Origin of the sequence: Candidatus Pseudomonas phytovorans, from assembly GCA_029202525.1 — a bacterium.
In the GTDB taxonomy this organism is placed as follows: domain Bacteria; phylum Pseudomonadota; class Gammaproteobacteria; order Pseudomonadales; family Pseudomonadaceae; genus Aquipseudomonas; species Aquipseudomonas phytovorans.
The window spans coordinates 4149032-4165431 of sequence record CP119325.1; the positions used below are offsets into that span (position 1 = coordinate 4149032).

A 16400-nucleotide genomic window follows, 5' to 3' on the forward strand; every position below is an offset into this window, starting at 1 on the left:
CTCAGATGTCCAGCACCAGCTTGTGGGTCTTGGCCCGCGAGCAACACACCAGAATCTGGTCGTTGGCGGCCTTTTCTTCATCGGTCAGGTACACGTCGCGGTGGTCCGGCTCGCCTTCGAGCACTTCGCACATGCAGGTCCCGCAAACTCCCTGCTCGCACGAGATATCGATCTTGATGCCGACCTGGGCCAAGGCATCGAGAATGCTCTGGCCCTCGGCGACCTGCACGGTCTTGTTGCTGCGCGCAGCGACCACTTCGAAGCCACCACCGCTGGCATCAACCTCGACCTGGAAGTACTCCTTGTGAATCTGCGCCTCGCCATAGCCTTGCGCCCGCGCGCCGGCAATCACCCAGTCCATGAAACCCGAAGGGCCGCAGGTGTACATGTGGGTGCCAGGGCCGGCCTTGCCGAGTACGACGGGCAGGTCCAGGCGCTGGGCCAGGTCTTCGTCATCGAAGTGGGTCACCACCCGTGCGGCGAACGGCGCCGTGGCCAGTTCGTCGAGAAACGCACTATGGCTGCGTGAACGGCCGCAGTAGTGCAGCTCGAAATCAGCGCCCTGACGATGCAGGGCGTGGGCCATGGCGATCATCGGGGTTATGCCGATACCGCCACCCAACAAGACCGAGCGACGGGCACCGGCAGCCAGCGGGAACAGGTTGCGCGGTGCGCTGATCTGTACCTCTCGGCCCTCGTGCAGTGATTCGTGCACCTGCACAGAGCCGCCTCGGGACGCCGGGTCCTTCAATACACCAAGGCGGTAGACGGAAACTTCGCCGGGGTCGCTGCACAGTGAATACTGGCGCACCAGGCCGGGTGCGACGTGGATATCGACATGCGCGCCGGCCTCGAAAGCAGGCAGTGCGACGCCATCGGCACGGCCCAGGTCGAGGACGACCACGTCGGCCCCTTGGATTTCGCGCTTGCGCACGACTACGTTCAAAAGTTCTTCATTCATGGCCGGTGCCTCGGGTTACCAAAGGGGCGCCGGGCGCCCCAGAAAAATTCAACGCATGAACAGGCCGCCGTTCACGTCCCAGGTCGCCCCGGTAGTGAAGAAGGCTTCGGGCCGCGCCAGTTGCACGATGAGATCGCCGAGAAAATCGGCATCGCCAAGACGTTGCACCGGGATGTTCGCCAGCAGGCCCTGGAGCCGCTCGGCAGGCACCGCAGCGTGAACCGCAGGCGAGTCGATCGGCCCGGGGGCGATGGCGTTGACCGTGACGCCATGGGCGGCGAATTCCTTGGCGAAGATTTTGGTCAGGGTGACGATGGCCCCTTTGCTCGCCGCGTAGTGCGCACCGGTGGCGGTACCGCCGTTTTGCCCTGCCAGCGAGGCCATGTTGATGATCCGCCCGTAGCCAGCTTCGGCCAGGTGCGCGCCCAGCACCTGAGAGGCGAGGAACACGCTGCGCAGGTTAAGACCGACCACGGCATCGAACTCTTCGGGGCTGATCTGCATCAGCGGCGTGGTCTTGGTTACGGCAGCGTTGTTGACCACTACGTGCAGGGCACCGAAGTGCTCCAGTACCTGGGCCAAGGCCTGCTCGAAATCGGCCTTGCTGCCGACATCGAGCTTCACCGCCAAGGTGCGCCCACCCTGCCCTTGCAACTGCTCAGCGGCGGCCTGGGCCAGGCCAAAGTCACGGTCCGAGACCACTACGTCGTAGCCTGCAGCCAGCAGCCGGGCGCAGAAACGCTGGCCTAAACCCTGGCCGGCGCCGGTTACCAATGCAACTTGGTTCATGGCCGTCTCCCTAGAGGATGTAGCCGATACCGGCAAGGGTATCGTCGCTGTTGATCAGGCTGATCACCTTGCGGTGGATCTTGAAGGCACCTTCGGCCCGCACCAGGGTGTAGGTCAGGTCGGCGCTGTAGTGCTTGAGGCTTTCCTTGCGGAATTCGCGGATGTTCTGTGCGGCCCTCACGGTAACGTTGACGCCGTCGTCGCCGAGCACGCGGATACGCGAAATCGTGCGTACGGTTCGCGGTTGCGGGCTGGTCGAGATCGACTCGCCACCAATCAGCCGCTGCACGCGCAGGCCGCGCATGTGGTGGTCGTCGTAGGCGTAGTTGAGGGTGTTCTCGTGGTCGGTTTCCCGGGGGTCGATCGGGATGATGTAGATGCCTTTGTCGGTCCACAGGCTCAACCAGGTGTCGTACTCGCCATGGTCGAGCATGTCGCCTTCCTGCCAGATGAACGCGGTCACTTCGTTGAACAGGTTCAGGTTCATCATTTGGCCTCCGCGGTCATCATCTTCTTCCACTGCTGGTACGCCGCACGCATGCCGGTCTCGGCACTGACGTCGGAGATCAGGCCGTCTTCGCTGGGTTTCTCACCCGGCAGGCCGCGGTTGAGCATGATCCACAGGTTCTCGCCGGCATTGGCGCCTTTCTGCACGCGCTCCCAGGCCTCGGAGTCGTCCGGCGTGCCAAAGCCCATCGGCCCCTGGAAGTGCTCGTGCAGGCGCAGGCGGTAGCGGTTGGCGGCGGCCGGGCCGCCGTCCATGGTGATCACCGAGTGGTGGATTTCGGTCTCGGTCACCGAGATCGGTTGCAGCACGCGGAAGAACGCCATCGAGCAGGCGACGTTGGGGAACAGGTTGAGGTTGAAGCCCGAACCGCCAACGGCGCGGACGATGCGCCGCACCTGCTGCTCTTCGATGCCCTCGTCGCGCAGTTCAGCGGCTAACGCCTCGAAACGCTCGGGGATAGGTTTGTCGAGGTCGGCTTCCAGGTCGATCAGCTCGGGGATCATCACCATCACGCTGTGGCCGTTACCCAGGTCCTCGACGTAGCCGGGGCCTTTGACGAAGTCGAACAGTTCCAGGGTCTGTTCGTCGACCGAGGACAGGAAGCTTTTGTGCACCAGCGGGAAGTGGTAGGCGTCGGTGGTGTTTTCCAGCTGGATCTTCCAGTTGCCCGGGAAGCGGAAGCGGTGCTCGCCCGGTACTTTTATGCCGTAGCCCGCGCCCTGCTTCATGAACAGGTCGATCCACTTCCTGGCCGCGCCGAGGAAGTCCTCCAGCGGTTCGATGGCGTCGTTGAAGGTGGCGAAGACCATGCCGGCGTAGCGTTCGGTACGCAGGCTGACCAGCGGCAGTTCGGCCTTGTCGATGCAGTCGCCGTAGCTTTCCGGGTGTGGAATACCGCGCAGCGAGCCGTCCAGGGCATAGCCCCAACCGTGATAGGGGCAGACAAAGCTGTTGGTCTTGCCCTTCTTGTGCTCGCACACCGTGGCGCCACGGTGGCGGCAGCGGTTAAGCAGCACGTTGATGCCTTTTTTGCGGTCACGCACCACGATCACCGGCTGCTTGCCGATGTAGGTGGTCTTGTAGCTACCGGCATCGGGGATTTCGCTCTCGTGGGCGACCCAGATCCAGGTGTTGTGGAAGATCTTCTCGAGTTCGGCGTCGAACAATGCCGGGTCGGTGTACAGGGATGTGTGGACACGGTCGGCCTGGACCAGCTCGGCCGGGTCTACCGCCAGGTTGATGGCAGGGATCAGGTTGCTCACGGGATATCTCCTCTGGTTCAGGCGCGCTGGATGATCAATTCGCGGCCAACACGCGCCTCGACCTTGGCGTAGCGCCACAACTTGTACGGCCCCTCGCCCACCGCCGTGGTGCGGAACAGGTTGCAGGCAGCGTGCACAGTTTCGATGTCCGGCACGTCGGCCAGCAGGTAGGTGGTCCAGGGGAAACCGTCGGATGGGCCGACCATGCCCTGGTCGTCGTCCATGTTGCCCAGCACCTTGACGCCGGCCAGGTCATGGATGCCGTTCCACATGGCGCTGAAAGCAGCCCAGACCTGCAACTGTTCTTCACGCGGGGCATCGAAGAAGTTCTGGTTGATACCCATGCAAAACAGCACGCGCAGTGTTTTCTTATCGCTCATGACAAAATTCCCAATCGTTACAGGTAGCCCGGAAGGGGCTGTTTTCCGAAAAACATCGCACCGGCGTTCTGGTACGTGACGTCGCCCATGAAGGCGTGCTGGGTGACCACCTGCGCATCGTTGACGCAACGGGCCAGCGGGCTTTCGTTGTAAATGCCAGTCATGCCCGAGAGCATTTGCGCGCTGCGCGCAACTTCGGCGGCCACGCGTGTGGCGTGGGTGGACGACAGGCGCAGCAGGTTGGTGGCCTCGACCGGCACCGGATCACCCGCCAGCACATGGGCCCAGGCGTGTTCGATGGAGTCGTAGAAAAACGCCCGCGCCGAACGCAGCGCGGCCTCGGCTTTGGCCACATCAACCTGGGCCAGCGGGCGGTCGGCAAGCGCCGGAGCGCCCGTGACCGAGATGCGCCCGCTGGCCATGCCCGAGAGTTCGTCCAGCGCGGCGCGGGCCACACCCAAGCCCACCACCGACAGCACCTGGGTGGCCAGCGACAGCGACGGGTAGCGGAACAGCGGCTCGTCGAGGTTCGAGTGGCCACCGCGAACGAAGGTCCACTCCTCGCCCACCACCACATCCTCGACCACCACATCGTGGCTACCGGTGCCCAGCAGGCCCACGGTGTCCCAGGTTTCCTCGATGCGTGCCTGGCTGCTTGGCATGACTGCCAAACGTGGCAGGTCGAGCTTGTCGCCATTACGGGGGGCGATGCCCACGCCGATTATGTCGGCGCCCATCGAGCCGCTGGAGTATTTCCAGCGGCCATTGACCTTGAAACCACCGGCCACGACTTCGGCAGGCTGTGGCGGGAAGATGCCACCGGCGAACACCGTATCCGGGCTCTGCTGGTAGATCTTGGCGATGGTCTCCAGCGGCAACGACGCCAGGTACACCGGGCTCATGCCGAAGCTCGCCACCCAACCGGCGGAGCCGTCGGCATGGGAGATGCGCTCGATCATTTCGCAGAACTGGGCAGGCGAGCACTCCAGCCCGCCGAAGCGGCTGGGCACCAGAGCGCGGTATACGCCATGCGCCTTGAACGCTTGGATAACATCGCGGGACAGGTGGCGCTGGCGATCGAACTCACCCAGGCGGGCACGATCACGAATTCCTTCGAGCAAGGCGTCGAAGGCGGCACCGGAGGTCAGCGCCGACTCAGGCGCGGCACGCAGGCAAAACGAATCCATAGACTTTCTCCGTCTCAGGCACGGTTTGGAACTAGAGGGCAGAAGGGAAATGGCCTGGGCCTTGATGGGCTTTGGCAACACCGGTGACCGGTGCTTGGGTGACGAGGCGTTCCACGGGGAAACACCTGCCACGCGCTACGAGGGGGGCGTGATCTGGCGGCATGGTCTGTCTCTCTTGTTGTGTTTGCCGATGAGTGGAATTTGAGATTTTTTACGTGAATTGTCAATTGAATTTTCACGCTTAATTTTTCAAATTTTACGCTGTAAAAATAGGAACAATTCTCGAAATTGTCCTAACACACTGTTTTAACTGATTATTCCCTAGAAACCACACAGCGAGCGCGAGGCATCAACTCATCACCAGTTAGAAAAATACGAAATAAATTGAGCGATAAATTGATAGAAAATAATCGTTGGATTGCGTTACGAATCCAGAAAAAATGATGCATGGCTGCGCTGAAAAAGCCGCTGCCACGCATCAGGGAGACAGGGCTGAAGCCCTCGATTCAGAAATGCGTGCTGATCAGCAGCGCCGTATACACATTGAGGTCGTTGTCACCCAGTTGCACGCCACCTTGATCGGCGCTTTTCTTGGGGTCGTACAAACCGACCATGGGCGAAATCACGACGTTTGGCGTCACGGCCCAATCCAGTACCAGGTCCAATTCGCGGCCGGAACTGTTGGCAACGCCGCTTGTGTGACGGGTGCGGAAATCGTAGGCCAGCACGTTGACCGCGAGCTTTTCATGGGGCTGGGCGCGCCAGTACACTTGGTGGATGGAGGTATTGTTGCCGAACGGCCCGGCATAATTCGCCGCCACCTCCCCCTGGAACCAGGTGCCATAGCCGCGGCTGAAGCCGTATAGCAACGAATCCCAATGCGCGCCGTACTGGCTGTAGCGATAGCCGAGGGTGGGTTGCCACGGCACATCGGCGAATGTCCAGGCAGCCTCGACATAACCTGCCTGCGCGTTGCCGCGCCGTGTGTTTTGCCATCCAAGTTCCGACGAGAGAAACAAGTTTTCGACGCCGGCATTGCCGGCAGCTCGAATGCTGTACACATCCATGCCATCTCGGTCGGTCTGGGCATCCACGGCAAATTTCTTGTCGACGCCCAGGCCACGCAGGTAGGTTAGCCCTACCGTTCCGGCATCGGCGGTGTACTCCAGGGTCGAGAATGCCATTTCTACCTTGGCCTGGATCGGGTTGTCTGACTTGAACCAACCCAGCGATCCGTGCAGACCGTTATCGCCGCCCAGCTTGACCCACAAGGTCTGGTCGAACGCCCGGCGGGGCGTGATGTAGTAGCCGCCACCCCGGTTATAGACGTTGTCGGCCACCCCGCGACCCGCGCTGATGCCGTCACCGGCGACAATGAAACCGTCCCCTAGCAGAAGCGCCTGGCGCCCGGCAGAAATATCGATGCCATCCTGGCCCAGTGCCGGGAACAAGTCACCGGAGCGCCAGCCCGCGAAGGCATCCTCCCATTTGTCAGTGCGCTCGCTGCCGTCGGTAAACCCTGCCGAATCGCCGTCTCCCCAGGTGGCAGACGCCACTCGGTTGAGCGTGCCGTACAACGTGCCCAAATGGTCACGGCTGATGCTGCCGCTGAGCCCGTACTTGATGAAGCCCTCCTGCCAGGAGGAATGGCCCGCTTCACGGTTGCCCCAGACCGCGTAGTTCTTTTGGCTATGGAATGCCCCAACAGTCGACTGTATGTCGAGCGCTAACTTGGTGTCCGGCTCGTCGACCAGTTGCAGCGCGGGCGCCGCACAGCACCAAAGCCCTCCCAGCATGCACGCCGAGCGCCCCAGCGCGGTTCCCAGATACTTTTTCATGGCAAAGCCTCTCCCGGCACGGGCCGAGGTGCGGCCCGCGTGTTGTTGTTATTGGCAGAAAAGTTGCGCGGGAAGCGGAGCGTCAGTTAGGAATGGCACCTGACGCGAACCTGTCGGCGGTCCCCTCGCAAGTGCCATGATTCTGGCCCAGGGAGCGGACGCTGGATTTGCCGTGGCTGACAGTGTTTTGCATTTGCTTGCCAAAGCGCACGAACAACCATTCGTTTACGCCAGGGTCAGGAATTACACCGGCCGGGCTACTGCCCTTGGCTGCGATAGCTGCGGGGCGTGACCCCCAGCTGCTTCTTGAATGTCTTGGAAAAATGCGCGGAATCGGCGAACCCCCAGCGCGTGCCGATATCGGTGATCGACCGGTGGCCGTAGGCTGGGTTGCGCAGGTCCTGGGCGGCCTTCAATAGCCGCTCGCGCAGAATGTAACGGCAAACGCTGTCGCCGGTTGCCTCGAACAGGCGGTACAGCTGACGACTGGAAATGCCCAGCTCCTCGGCCAGGGCGACAGGGGTCAGGCGCGGCGAGTCCAGGCGCTGCTGGATCAGCGATTGCACTTCATGAAGGTGCAAGCCAGGTGAACTGTCGCGCGCCCGGTATTCCAGCACCGAGCCAAGCAAGCCCACCAGTGCGGCCTGCAGGCCGTCGCCGTCTTCTGCGCAGGCCCACTGCTCGAGCTCGCCTTCAGCCACTTGGCGTACCATGTTTGCGAGCAACTGCCCGCACGCACCGGTGGTGGAAAGCTTGCCAAAACGGTTGTAGTCGAGATTCCTCAAACGCTCGCGCGGCAGGTGGATGGAGACATGCGAAAACAGCCCGCGCGGCATCATCTTCATCGCCTGCGCCGAGTCCAGCAACGCCATGTCACCCTCGCGCAAGTCCATGGACCGATCGCCCAGTTCAATCGACATTTCACCTTGGTGCTGTAACACAAGGAAACAGTGTGGGTCGTTGTCACGCCCTGCCTCACGTCCCGAGCGGGCAATGGCGTTGGCATTGCTTCGAATGTGCGCGACCCGCGTACTGCCCAGCAACGAGGGGCGAAAATCACCGATGAAAAGGCTCTGGCAGTAGTCATAGCGGGTTTCGAAGCGCCCGCATACCGCATGGACACTCTCATTCCAGACAGACATAGCATGACCACTCATGAATCATCTCCATCGAAAAAACGCGCTTTAATAGTGCAATATTCACGTGATTTTGGGTAACAAAAACCTGTTGTATGATGCGCAAGCACTAAACGCGCCACATTGCACGTCTGCAGCGAAGGTCGTTATCCGCCGCCTGCCTCGAGGAGCCGCCATGCCCAACCGTCCACCTGCTTCGACCGACCTGCAAGACCACCGCCTGCGCTACCTGTACCTAAGCCACGAAAAGGGCTCTATGCGAGCCGCTGCCGAGGCCTTGGGCGTGGCCACTTCATCGGTCAGCCGCCAGATAGCCCGGTTGGAACAGGAGCTGGATATCGAGCTGGTACGCCCCGGCACCCACCGCATCAGCTTGACCGCTGCGGGTGAGGCGGCGGTGGACTACTACATCGAACGCCTGCGCCAGCACTCGCAGCTGATCGATCGCCTCGACGAACTGCGCCAGCGCCAACAGGCATCGACCGTGATCGCGATTGGTGAAGGCCTGCTCGGTGCCCGGGCAATAACCTCGCTGCAGGGCTTTTTGCATGCCCATGGCGCGCACAAGGCCGAGATAATCAGCGCACCGTCGCTGGAAGTACAGCGCATGGTGCTGGCCGACGAGGCCCACCTCGGCGTGGTTTTCGCCCCCAGCGCGACGGCACCCCTGACCCGCCTGTTCAGCCTGGCTCAGCCCCTGCGCATGATCGTGCACCGTGACAACCGCATGGCCCAGCGCTCCACCGTTACCCTTGAGGAAGTGGCGCGCGAATCCCTGGTACTGCCCGGCGCCAACTTCCGCGTGCGAGAACTGGCGGATGCGGCGTGCCGGGACCAGGTATTCGATATCGTGCCCACACTTACCTCTAATTCGCTGGCGGTGATCCTCGACTTCGTGCGCTCTGGGCTGGGTGCAACATTGCTCGCCGAATTGCCGATCATCGACGAGATCAAGAGCGGCACCTTTAAAGCACTGGCCATCGATTGCGAGGCGATGAACGCCACCGATATCCAGATTGTCACCCGCCGTGGCCGCACCCTGGATGGCTTGAGCCGTGAACTGGCGACGGAAATGGCCAAGGCCGTGCGCATGGCGGCCAGTGCCTGATTGCAGCCGCGCACTTGTTGCGCAAAACGCAACGACATTGTTGCTGCCGGTCATTGAGCGCCTGCCCCCTGCCCTTTAGCGTTGCTCACATAAGAAAACGCCCCATAGAGGTGAACCCCGTGAGCAACCTGATCCCCGCCATCAACCTGGCGGTAGACCCGGCCGAGCTGGTCCAGGCCGACCGTGTCCACACATCCCTGTACACCGACCCGGCATTGTTCGACGCCGAACTCGAGAAGATCTTCCACAACACCTGGATCTGGGTCGCCCACGAGAGCGAAATCCCCGATGCCGGTAGCTACAAGACCACCTACATCGGCAAGCAGCCGGTGATCGTGGTGCGTGACCGCAAAAAAGGCATCAACGTGCTGCTTAACCGCTGCCGCCACCGTGGCGCCACGGTGTGCGAGCACAAGAAGGGCAAGACCAACAGCTTTGTCTGCCCCTATCACGGTTGGGGCTATGCCCTGGACGGCTCGCTGCGCGGTATTCCACACCCGGAAAGCTACGGCGACTGCATCGACAAGGCCGAACTGCCGCTGGTCAGCCTGCGTACCGAACGCTACGCCGGCATGGTCTTCGCCACCTTCAACGACGCCATCGAACCGCTGGAGGACTTCCTCGGCGCGTCCAGGAAGTGGATCGACCTGTTCATGAAGCAGGGCGCGGGCTACGGCATAAAAGTACCGGGCGAGCACCGCTTCCGCTTCCCGGGCAACTGGAAGATCCAGCTGGAAAACACCACCGACGCCTACCACTTCCCGCTGGTGCACAAAAGCTTCCTGTCCTCGGTCGACGAACAGACCCTGGAACTGTTCGACTTCGTCAAAGGCCCCGGCTACGTCGAGGACCTGGGTAACGGCCACAGCGTGATGGTGATGATCCCCGAGTTGATCGACCTGGAAGCCGACCTCGACAAACCTATCCCCGAGCGTTTCGAGGCGTTAGCCGCTGAACTGCGCGACGAGGGCATCGAAGAGCAGCAGGTGCGGCGCATCGTCCGCGCCGTTGGCGGTTCGGGCTTCAACCTCAACCTGTTCCCCAACGTCGCCTGCTCGATGGCGTTCTTCCGCGTGCTGCAACCGATCTCGGTGACCGAGACCGAAATCCACCACTCGGTGATCACCATGGACGGCGGCCCGGCCGCCGCCAACCGCTACCGCCTGCGCCTGCACGAGCACTTCCAGGGGCCGATGGGCTTTGGCACGCCGGACGACTCCGAGGCCTGGGAGCGCGTGCAGAAAGGCGCCAATGCCGGCGAGAACCTGTGGATCATGCTCAACCGCGGCCTGCCGGGTGAGAAACCCAGCGAAGACGGCCTGATCTCCGACGTCAGTGCCGAGACCGGCATGCGTGCGGCGTACCAGCAGTGGAAGAAGATGATGACCGCGGAGGCCAAATGATGAACCTGAACCTGTTCAACGAAGTGACCGCGTTCATCTGGCAGGAAGGCGACATGCTCGACCATGGCGAGTACGACACCTGGTTGAGCCTGTGGACCGACAAAGGCACCTACATCATCCCGATCGACCCCCGGGAAACCGACCACGAGAACACCCTCAACTACGCCTACGACGACCACCACATGCGCGGCCTGCGCGTGCAGCGGCTGATTGGCGGCGAGTCGATCTCGACCAGCCCGCAGCCGCGCACCGTGCGCACGATTTCGCGCATCCGCGTGCTCGGCGACGACGGCGTCAACGTTACCGTGAGGGCCGCACAGAACATCCGCGAATTCCGCAAGGAAAGCCTCAAGCACTACAGCGCCGACCTGACCTACACCCTGGTGCGGGCCGAAGGGGGCTTCAAGATCCACCGCAAGGTGATCAGCCTGATCAACAGCGACGATGCCCTTGCCGGTATCGGCTACATCCTCTAGGCCATGACCATGAGCGATCAACTGCTAGATGTGATCGTCCAGGCCCGCGAAGTGCAGGGCGGCGACGTGGTCGTCCTCGAGCTGGCGACGGTCAATGGCCAGGCGTTGCCCCGCTTCGCGGCAGGCGCCCACATCGACCTGCACTTGGCCCCGGGCTTGGTGCGCCAGTACTCGCTGTGCAGCGACCCCGCGCAAACCCATGCCTACCGCCTGGGCGTGCTCAAGGACCAGCAATCACGCGGCGGTTCGCAGGCGGTGCACGAACAGCTGCAACGCGGCACGCCAATACGCATCAGTGCGCCGCGTAACCTGTTCCCACTGGCCAACGACGCCAAACGCTCGATCCTGCTGGGCGGCGGCATCGGCATCACCCCGATGATTGCCATGGCCCATGCCCTGCATGCACAAGGCCAACCATTCGAGCTGCACTACCGCGCACGCTCGCGCAGCCGCTGCGCCTTCGTCGATGAACTGCTGGGCGCGCCGTTCGCCGCCAACGTTTTCACCCACTTCAGCGACGAGGGCCCCGACCAACAGCTGGACCTGGCGCGCGTTCTCGGCCCCGGCACCCCCGGTGTGCACCTGTATACCTGCGGCCCGACGGGCTTCATGGACTGGGTGATCGAGGGCGCCCGCCAGCAAGGCTTCGCTGAGCAATACATCCACCACGAGTACTTCCAGGCCGAGGTCGATAGCTCGGGCGCCAGTTTCGAAGTTGTCGCCGCACGCAGCGGCAAGACCGTGCAGGTGCAGGCGGGGCAAACCCTGATCGCCGCGCTGCGCGAACAGGGTATCAAGGTCGAGGTGTCGTGCGAGCAAGGTGTGTGCGGCACCTGCCTGTGCGATGTGCTCGAAGGCGAGCCTGATCACCGTGACCAATACCTGACCGATGAGGAGAAACAGAGCAACGAACAGATCGTGCTGTGCTGTTCCCGGGCGCTCAGCAAGCGCCTGGTGCTGGATATCTAAAAACAACAAAAACAATACGTGACAGACAAGCGGGCCCAGACCTGCAGACCTCCTCTGCCCAGTTTCCCGACTGCCCGGACCTTGTACTGATCACACTTCCAGGATTACCCCATGGAACCGAAATGGCCGTTGCGTGCAAAATCGTTGTGCCTGTGTCTAGGCATGGCAATACCCCTTACCAGCCTGGCCGAGGTGGTGGATGACAGTCACCTCTCGCTCACCTTCAGAAACCTCTACCTGAACCGCAATTTCACCAACCCCGGCGCACCCACCTCCAAGGTCGGCAACTGGTCGCAGGGCTTCGATCTGCAGTTCGAGTCCGGTTACACCGACACCCCCGTGGCAGTTGGTCTGGACCTTAACGGCCAGTATGCCCTGCGCCTGGACTCCACCGGCAACGACGGTTCGCTGCCGTTCAGCCGCCATCGCCAGCAGGCATCCGACAGCTATAGCCGGGGCGGCGCTACGCTGAAGCTGAAATACGCCAAGACCGTGGTCAAGATAGGCGACCAAAAGCCGTTCTACCCGGTCGCATCGAACGACCCCAGCCGCCAGCTGGACACCGTCTACCAAGGCGCAGTGCTTGAATCCCGCGATATCGACAACCTGACGTTGGTCGGCGGGCGCTTCTGGTCGATTGTCACCCGCGAGTCATCCAACCACGAGCGGCTGTACCGTTATGGCACCAGCGACAGCCAGGACAGCGATGGCCTGGACTTCGCCGGTGCTACCTACAACTTCACCACGGACTTGCAGGGCAGCTACTTCCACGGCGTGCTCAACGATGTCTACAAACAGGACTACGCCGGCATCAAGCACACCGTGAAGATTGCCGACGGGTACCAGCTCAAGACCGACATCGGTTACTTCAACAACCGCGAAGACGGCGCCGCGCGCAGCGGGGCGGTGGACAACCGCGCTTACTTCGGCCTGATCACCCTGGAAAAGAGCGGGCACATGGTCGGCGCCAGCTACCAGCGAATGACAGGCGATACGGTGTTCCCGACCCTGAACGGCTACGTCCCACAGCTATGGCTGCCGAACTGGGCTGGCCTGCCGTTCATTCGTCCGGACGAGCGCAGCTGGTCGGTGCGCTACGGCTACAACTTCGCGGGCATGGGCCTGCCGGGCCTGAAGCTGTTCACCCGCTACATCAAGGGCACCGACATCGACCGCGGCGCGGGGCTGTCACGCGACCAGGAAAGCGAACGCGACATCATGCTCAGTTACGTGGTGCAAAGCGGTCCGATGAAAGACCTGTCCCTTGAGCTGAAGAACATGCGTACCCAGCAAAAGTACGGCAACGACTACGACGAGTACCGCCTGATCACTTCCTACACCTGGAAGTTCTGGTAAGCGGCCCGCATGGAGATGACTCATGACCAACCTTAATACCAGCCTCACCCGTGAAACCGATCCACGCACCATGCGCCGTATCGTCATCGCTTCGGTGCTGGGCAACGCCTTGGAATGGTACGATTTCTTCCTCTACGGCACGGCTGCGGCGCTGATCTTCGCGCCGTTGTTCTTCCCTGCCGGTACCGATCCCGTACTTGGCACCATGGCCTCGTTCGCAGGCTTTGCCGTTGGCTTCCTGGCGCGCCCGCTGGGTGGCCTGATTTTTGGCCATATCGGTGACAAAGCCGGGCGCAAGAAGGCCCTGGTGCTCACGTTGGCGATCATGGGCGTGGCTACGTTTGCCATGGGCCTGCTGCCCACATTCGAACAAGTCGGCTACCTCGCCCCTGCCTGCCTGGTGTTGCTGCGCATCCTGCAAGGCGTGGCCTCGGGCGGTGAATGGGGTGGCGGCGTGCTGCTGCTCAGCGAGAACGCACCCAAGGACCGCGTCGGGTTCTACGCAGCCTGGAGCCAGTTGGGCGTGTCTGGTGGCTTCGTGCTGTCGGCGGCAGCTTTCTACCTTGTACAGACGCTGCCGGTCGAGGACATGATGAGCTGGGGTTGGCGGGTGCCCTTCCTGGCCAGCATCCTGATCTTCGGTGTGGGTGTGTACATTCGTCGGCGCCTGCCGGAAAGCCAGGAATTCGTCGAACAGCAGGCGCAGCCACAGAAAACCGAGCACCTGCCGGCCATGCAGGTGCTGCGCGAGCACCCCAAAGCAGTGCTTCAGGCCATGGGCATCCGCATCGCGGAGAACGGCAGCGCCTACCTGTTCCTGGCCTTCACCATCGCCTACGCCAAATTCACCGGCCTCGATACCCAGCTTGTGCTGGCCAGTGTAATGGTGGCGATGATCGTCGAGGCCGGCACCATCGTCTTCTGGGGCTGGCTGTCAGACATCATCGGCCGCCGGGTGGTGTACGCAATCGGTTCGGTCGGTTTGATGGTGCTGGCTTTCCCGTTCTTCTGGATGCTCGATACCCACTCTCCGGTGTGGGTGTACCTGGCAGCCCTGCTTGGCATGGCCTTCTGTCACGGCGCGATGATCGGTACCCAACCGGCACTGATGGGCGAATTGTTCCCGCCCAAGGTGCGCTACACGGGCCTGGCCATGGGGCACGAGATCGCCTCGATCTTCTCCGGTGGCCTGGCGCCACTGGCGGCCACCGCTCTGTTCAGCCTGTACAAGGACGCCTGGCCGGTGTCGGTGATGCTCATGGTAATGGGCGCGATCACCACCCTGGCAGTGCTGTCCATCAAGCCCCAGGACCGACAGTTGCAACCCTAGATCCTTTGCGTTTTTGCCTGGGCCTTTCCGTGCGGGGAGGGTCCGGGCTTTTTTCTCCATGAGCTTTACATTTCAGAGACGCGCTGCATGTCCAATCATTACGAACTGCTTCGCTTCACCTTGCGTGTACGTACACCCGCCCAAGCCCTGCCGCGCCTCCAGGAGGCTTTGCAGGCCGCCCCGGATGGCGTCGAGCTGATCGGCTGCTGGGTGTCCGAGATCGGCCCGCAAAACACCATTGCCGTGCTCCGGCGCTATGCCAACGCCGAAGTCCGGGCTGCCGAACGCGAGCGTGCGCTGCTGGCCAGCGATGCCTTCGGCATTGGAGAGTTTGTGCTCGAACAGCACATGGACGACTACCAGTTGTTCCCCTTCCTCGAGCCGCTGGCGCCCGGCAAGCATGGCCCGTTCTACGAGCTGCGCGAATACGACCTGACCACCTCCGGGCTGGCACCCACCTTGGCAGGGTGGCGCAAGGCAGTCGGGCCACGCACGGGCGAGATGTACTCTCAGGTCTATGCAGCGTTCTACGCTACCAGCGGCAGGGTCCCCCGCTACCTGCACATCTGGCCTTACGCCAGCCTTGAACAGCGCCTGGATGTGCGTACCCGTGCCGTTGGCGATGGCGTGTGGCCTCCAGAAAACTCAGCGCCACAACTGCAGAAGATGAATTCGGTGGTCTATCTGCCGGCACCTTTCTCACCGCTCAACTGACACCGGCGCAGCCCGCCGTTGCAGGCGACGCAACAGCCTATCAATGGCGGCCATGGTCGGGGCCTCCACGCCATGGCGCCTGGCATGGGCAAGCAGCGCCCCGGACAACCCCTCGATCTCCATCCGCCTGCCATGCTCGAAGTCCTGGAGCATGGAGGGCTTGTGCCCGGCGTGAACGACAAACGCCTGCTCCACCTTGTGCATCACTCGCTGAAGCTGCACAGCCACACCTGCCGACACGGCAATGGCTGCTGCTTCGGCGACCAGCGCAAAAGCCACCTCACGACCCCGCGAGCACTGGCCCACATTACCCACAGGTTCACCGCTAAGAGCACACAGCGAATTGAGGGCGGTGTTGAAGGCGACCTTTTCCCAGATGCTGACCTCGATGTGCGGGTCCTCGATGCAGTGCATGCCGCCACGGCGTAGGCCATGGACCAGCGCTTGCAATGGCGCGAAGCTGGCGTGTGAAGGCCCAGCCAACAGCCCGCGCACACGCACCTCGCCAGCGCCGCAGCTGCGTACGACCCCAGGTGCCAGCACATCAGCCGGGTAGAGGGTCATGCCGATGGCCAGGCAACGGTCAGCCACGTATTCGCGCAACACCGGCACACTGTCCAGGCCGTTCTGCAGCGTCAATACCAACGTTTGCGGACCGAGCAGATGCCGACACGCCTGCATGGCCTGACGGGTGTGGTAACCCTTGGTCTGTATCAGCAGTGCGTCGAACTGCCCACGCAGATGTTCACCGCGTGCCACGCGTGGCCAGTACTCGCGCGTGCCTTGCTCGTCCTGCAGACGCAAGCCTTGAGTACGCAGGGTGCTGAGCAGTCGCTCATCGACATCCACCAAGGTCACTTCGAAACCAGCGTCGATCAATCTCGCGGCGAACAGGCTCCCCATCGCCCCTGCTCCGATCACAGCAATCCTCATGGTGGCCTCATCAATGTTGTGTTCAAAAGTCAGTGTCCAGCAATGGCCAG

The 16400-nt window shown here is 62.2% G+C and carries 16 protein-coding genes; 7 read left to right on the plus strand and 9 right to left on the minus strand.

Translation table 11 applies throughout. The features are described 5' to 3' along the window. Position 1 precedes the first annotated feature (1 nt). The 8 genes from P0Y58_18295 to feaR form a co-directional block, all read right to left on the minus strand. On the minus strand, positions 2-961 hold the full coding sequence (locus P0Y58_18295) for a PDR/VanB family oxidoreductase (protein WEK28857.1): 960 nt from the start codon (positions 959-961) through the stop codon (positions 2-4). Between the two features lie 48 nt (positions 962-1009). After that, the gene (locus P0Y58_18300) at positions 1010-1750 is read right to left on the minus strand and encodes an SDR family oxidoreductase (protein ID WEK28858.1); all 741 of its coding nucleotides are present in this window, start codon (positions 1748-1750) and stop codon (positions 1010-1012) included. A gap of 10 nt (positions 1751-1760) precedes the next feature. Continuing rightward, positions 1761-2237, minus strand: a complete 477-nt coding sequence (locus P0Y58_18305) for an aromatic-ring-hydroxylating dioxygenase subunit beta (protein WEK33352.1) — start codon at positions 2235-2237, stop codon at positions 1761-1763. Further along, complete coding sequence (locus P0Y58_18310) at positions 2237-3520, minus strand: aromatic ring-hydroxylating dioxygenase subunit alpha (GenBank protein WEK28859.1); 1284 nt, start codon at positions 3518-3520, stop codon at positions 2237-2239. The genes P0Y58_18305 and P0Y58_18310 overlap by 1 nt, the downstream gene beginning before the upstream one ends. Positions 3521-3537: 17 nt before the next feature. Continuing rightward, complete coding sequence (locus P0Y58_18315; protein WEK28860.1) at positions 3538-3900, minus strand: IacB protein; 363 nt, start codon at positions 3898-3900, stop codon at positions 3538-3540. Positions 3901-3917: 17 nt separating this feature from the next. Then, positions 3918-5087: an acyl-CoA dehydrogenase family protein gene (locus tag P0Y58_18320; protein WEK28861.1), complete on the minus strand. Its 1170-nt coding sequence runs from the start codon at positions 5085-5087 to the stop codon at positions 3918-3920. A gap of 506 nt (positions 5088-5593) precedes the next feature. After that, on the minus strand, positions 5594-6925 hold the full coding sequence (locus tag P0Y58_18325) for a hypothetical protein (protein WEK28862.1): 1332 nt from the start codon (positions 6923-6925) through the stop codon (positions 5594-5596). Between the two features lie 257 nt (positions 6926-7182). Next, positions 7183-8082 (minus strand): transcriptional regulator FeaR, encoded by a 900-nt coding sequence (gene feaR / locus P0Y58_18330; protein ID WEK28863.1) that lies wholly within the window; start codon positions 8080-8082, stop codon positions 7183-7185. A 154-nt stretch (positions 8083-8236) separates the two neighbouring features. Here feaR and P0Y58_18335 point away from each other — a divergent pair, with 154 nt between their 5' ends. The 7 genes from P0Y58_18335 (at position 8237) to P0Y58_18365 (ending at position 15417) form a co-directional block, all read left to right on the plus strand. Then, complete coding sequence (locus P0Y58_18335; protein WEK28864.1) at positions 8237-9169, plus strand: LysR family transcriptional regulator; 933 nt, start codon at positions 8237-8239, stop codon at positions 9167-9169. A 119-nt stretch (positions 9170-9288) separates the two neighbouring features. Beyond that, on the plus strand, positions 9289-10572 hold the full coding sequence (locus P0Y58_18340) for an aromatic ring-hydroxylating dioxygenase subunit alpha (protein WEK28865.1): 1284 nt from the start codon (positions 9289-9291) through the stop codon (positions 10570-10572). Next, the gene (locus P0Y58_18345) at positions 10572-11048 is read left to right on the plus strand and encodes an aromatic-ring-hydroxylating dioxygenase subunit beta (protein ID WEK33353.1); all 477 of its coding nucleotides are present in this window, start codon (positions 10572-10574) and stop codon (positions 11046-11048) included. Before P0Y58_18340 ends, P0Y58_18345 begins: the two co-directional genes overlap by 1 nt. Positions 11049-11057: 9 nt before the next feature. Then, entirely contained in the window at positions 11058-12017 is a 960-nt protein-coding gene (locus tag P0Y58_18350) for a PDR/VanB family oxidoreductase (protein WEK28866.1), read from the plus strand. A gap of 111 nt (positions 12018-12128) precedes the next feature. Further along, positions 12129-13373 carry an OprD family porin gene (locus tag P0Y58_18355; GenBank protein ID WEK28867.1) on the plus strand — a complete coding sequence of 415 codons (1245 nt, stop codon included), beginning with the start codon at positions 12129-12131 and terminating at the stop codon, positions 13371-13373. 22 nt (positions 13374-13395) lie between these two features. Continuing rightward, on the plus strand, positions 13396-14703 hold the full coding sequence (locus P0Y58_18360; GenBank protein WEK28868.1) for an MFS transporter: 1308 nt from the start codon (positions 13396-13398) through the stop codon (positions 14701-14703). A gap of 87 nt (positions 14704-14790) precedes the next feature. Further along, positions 14791-15417, plus strand: a complete 627-nt coding sequence (locus P0Y58_18365) for an NIPSNAP family protein (protein ID WEK28869.1) — start codon at positions 14791-14793, stop codon at positions 15415-15417. Here P0Y58_18365 and P0Y58_18370 read toward each other — a convergent pair. Then, on the minus strand, positions 15403-16350 hold the full coding sequence (locus tag P0Y58_18370) for a 2-dehydropantoate 2-reductase (protein ID WEK28870.1): 948 nt from the start codon (positions 16348-16350) through the stop codon (positions 15403-15405). The two genes, P0Y58_18365 and P0Y58_18370, sit on opposite strands and share 15 nt — an antisense overlap. Positions 16351-16400 lie beyond the last annotated feature (50 nt).

Bases quoted from the DNA above. Each gene is read 5' to 3' on its own strand.
- P0Y58_18295 (WEK28857.1), bottom strand. From the start codon at position 961: ATGAATGAAGAACTTTTGAACGTAGTCGTGCGCAAGCGCGAAATCCAA.
- P0Y58_18300 (WEK28858.1), bottom strand. From the start codon at position 1,750: ATGAACCAAGTTGCATTGGTAACCGGCGCCGGCCAGGGTTTAGGCCAG.
- P0Y58_18305 (WEK33352.1), bottom strand. From the start codon at position 2,237: ATGAACCTGAACCTGTTCAACGAAGTGACCGCGTTCATCTGGCAGGAA.
- P0Y58_18315 (WEK28860.1), bottom strand. From the start codon at position 3,900: ATGAGCGATAAGAAAACACTGCGCGTGCTGTTTTGCATGGGTATCAAC.
- P0Y58_18320 (WEK28861.1), bottom strand. From the start codon at position 5,087: ATGGATTCGTTTTGCCTGCGTGCCGCGCCTGAGTCGGCGCTGACCTCC.
- P0Y58_18325 (WEK28862.1), bottom strand. From the start codon at position 6,925: ATGAAAAAGTATCTGGGAACCGCGCTGGGGCGCTCGGCGTGCATGCTG.
- feaR (WEK28863.1), bottom strand. From the start codon at position 8,082: ATGAGTGGTCATGCTATGTCTGTCTGGAATGAGAGTGTCCATGCGGTA.
- P0Y58_18335 (WEK28864.1), top strand. From the start codon at position 8,237: ATGCCCAACCGTCCACCTGCTTCGACCGACCTGCAAGACCACCGCCTG.
- P0Y58_18345 (WEK33353.1), top strand. From the start codon at position 10,572: ATGAACCTGAACCTGTTCAACGAAGTGACCGCGTTCATCTGGCAGGAA.
- P0Y58_18350 (WEK28866.1), top strand. From the start codon at position 11,058: ATGAGCGATCAACTGCTAGATGTGATCGTCCAGGCCCGCGAAGTGCAG.
- P0Y58_18355 (WEK28867.1), top strand. From the start codon at position 12,129: ATGGAACCGAAATGGCCGTTGCGTGCAAAATCGTTGTGCCTGTGTCTA.
- P0Y58_18360 (WEK28868.1), top strand. From the start codon at position 13,396: ATGACCAACCTTAATACCAGCCTCACCCGTGAAACCGATCCACGCACC.
- P0Y58_18365 (WEK28869.1), top strand. From the start codon at position 14,791: ATGTCCAATCATTACGAACTGCTTCGCTTCACCTTGCGTGTACGTACA.
- P0Y58_18370 (WEK28870.1), bottom strand. From the start codon at position 16,350: ATGAGGATTGCTGTGATCGGAGCAGGGGCGATGGGGAGCCTGTTCGCC.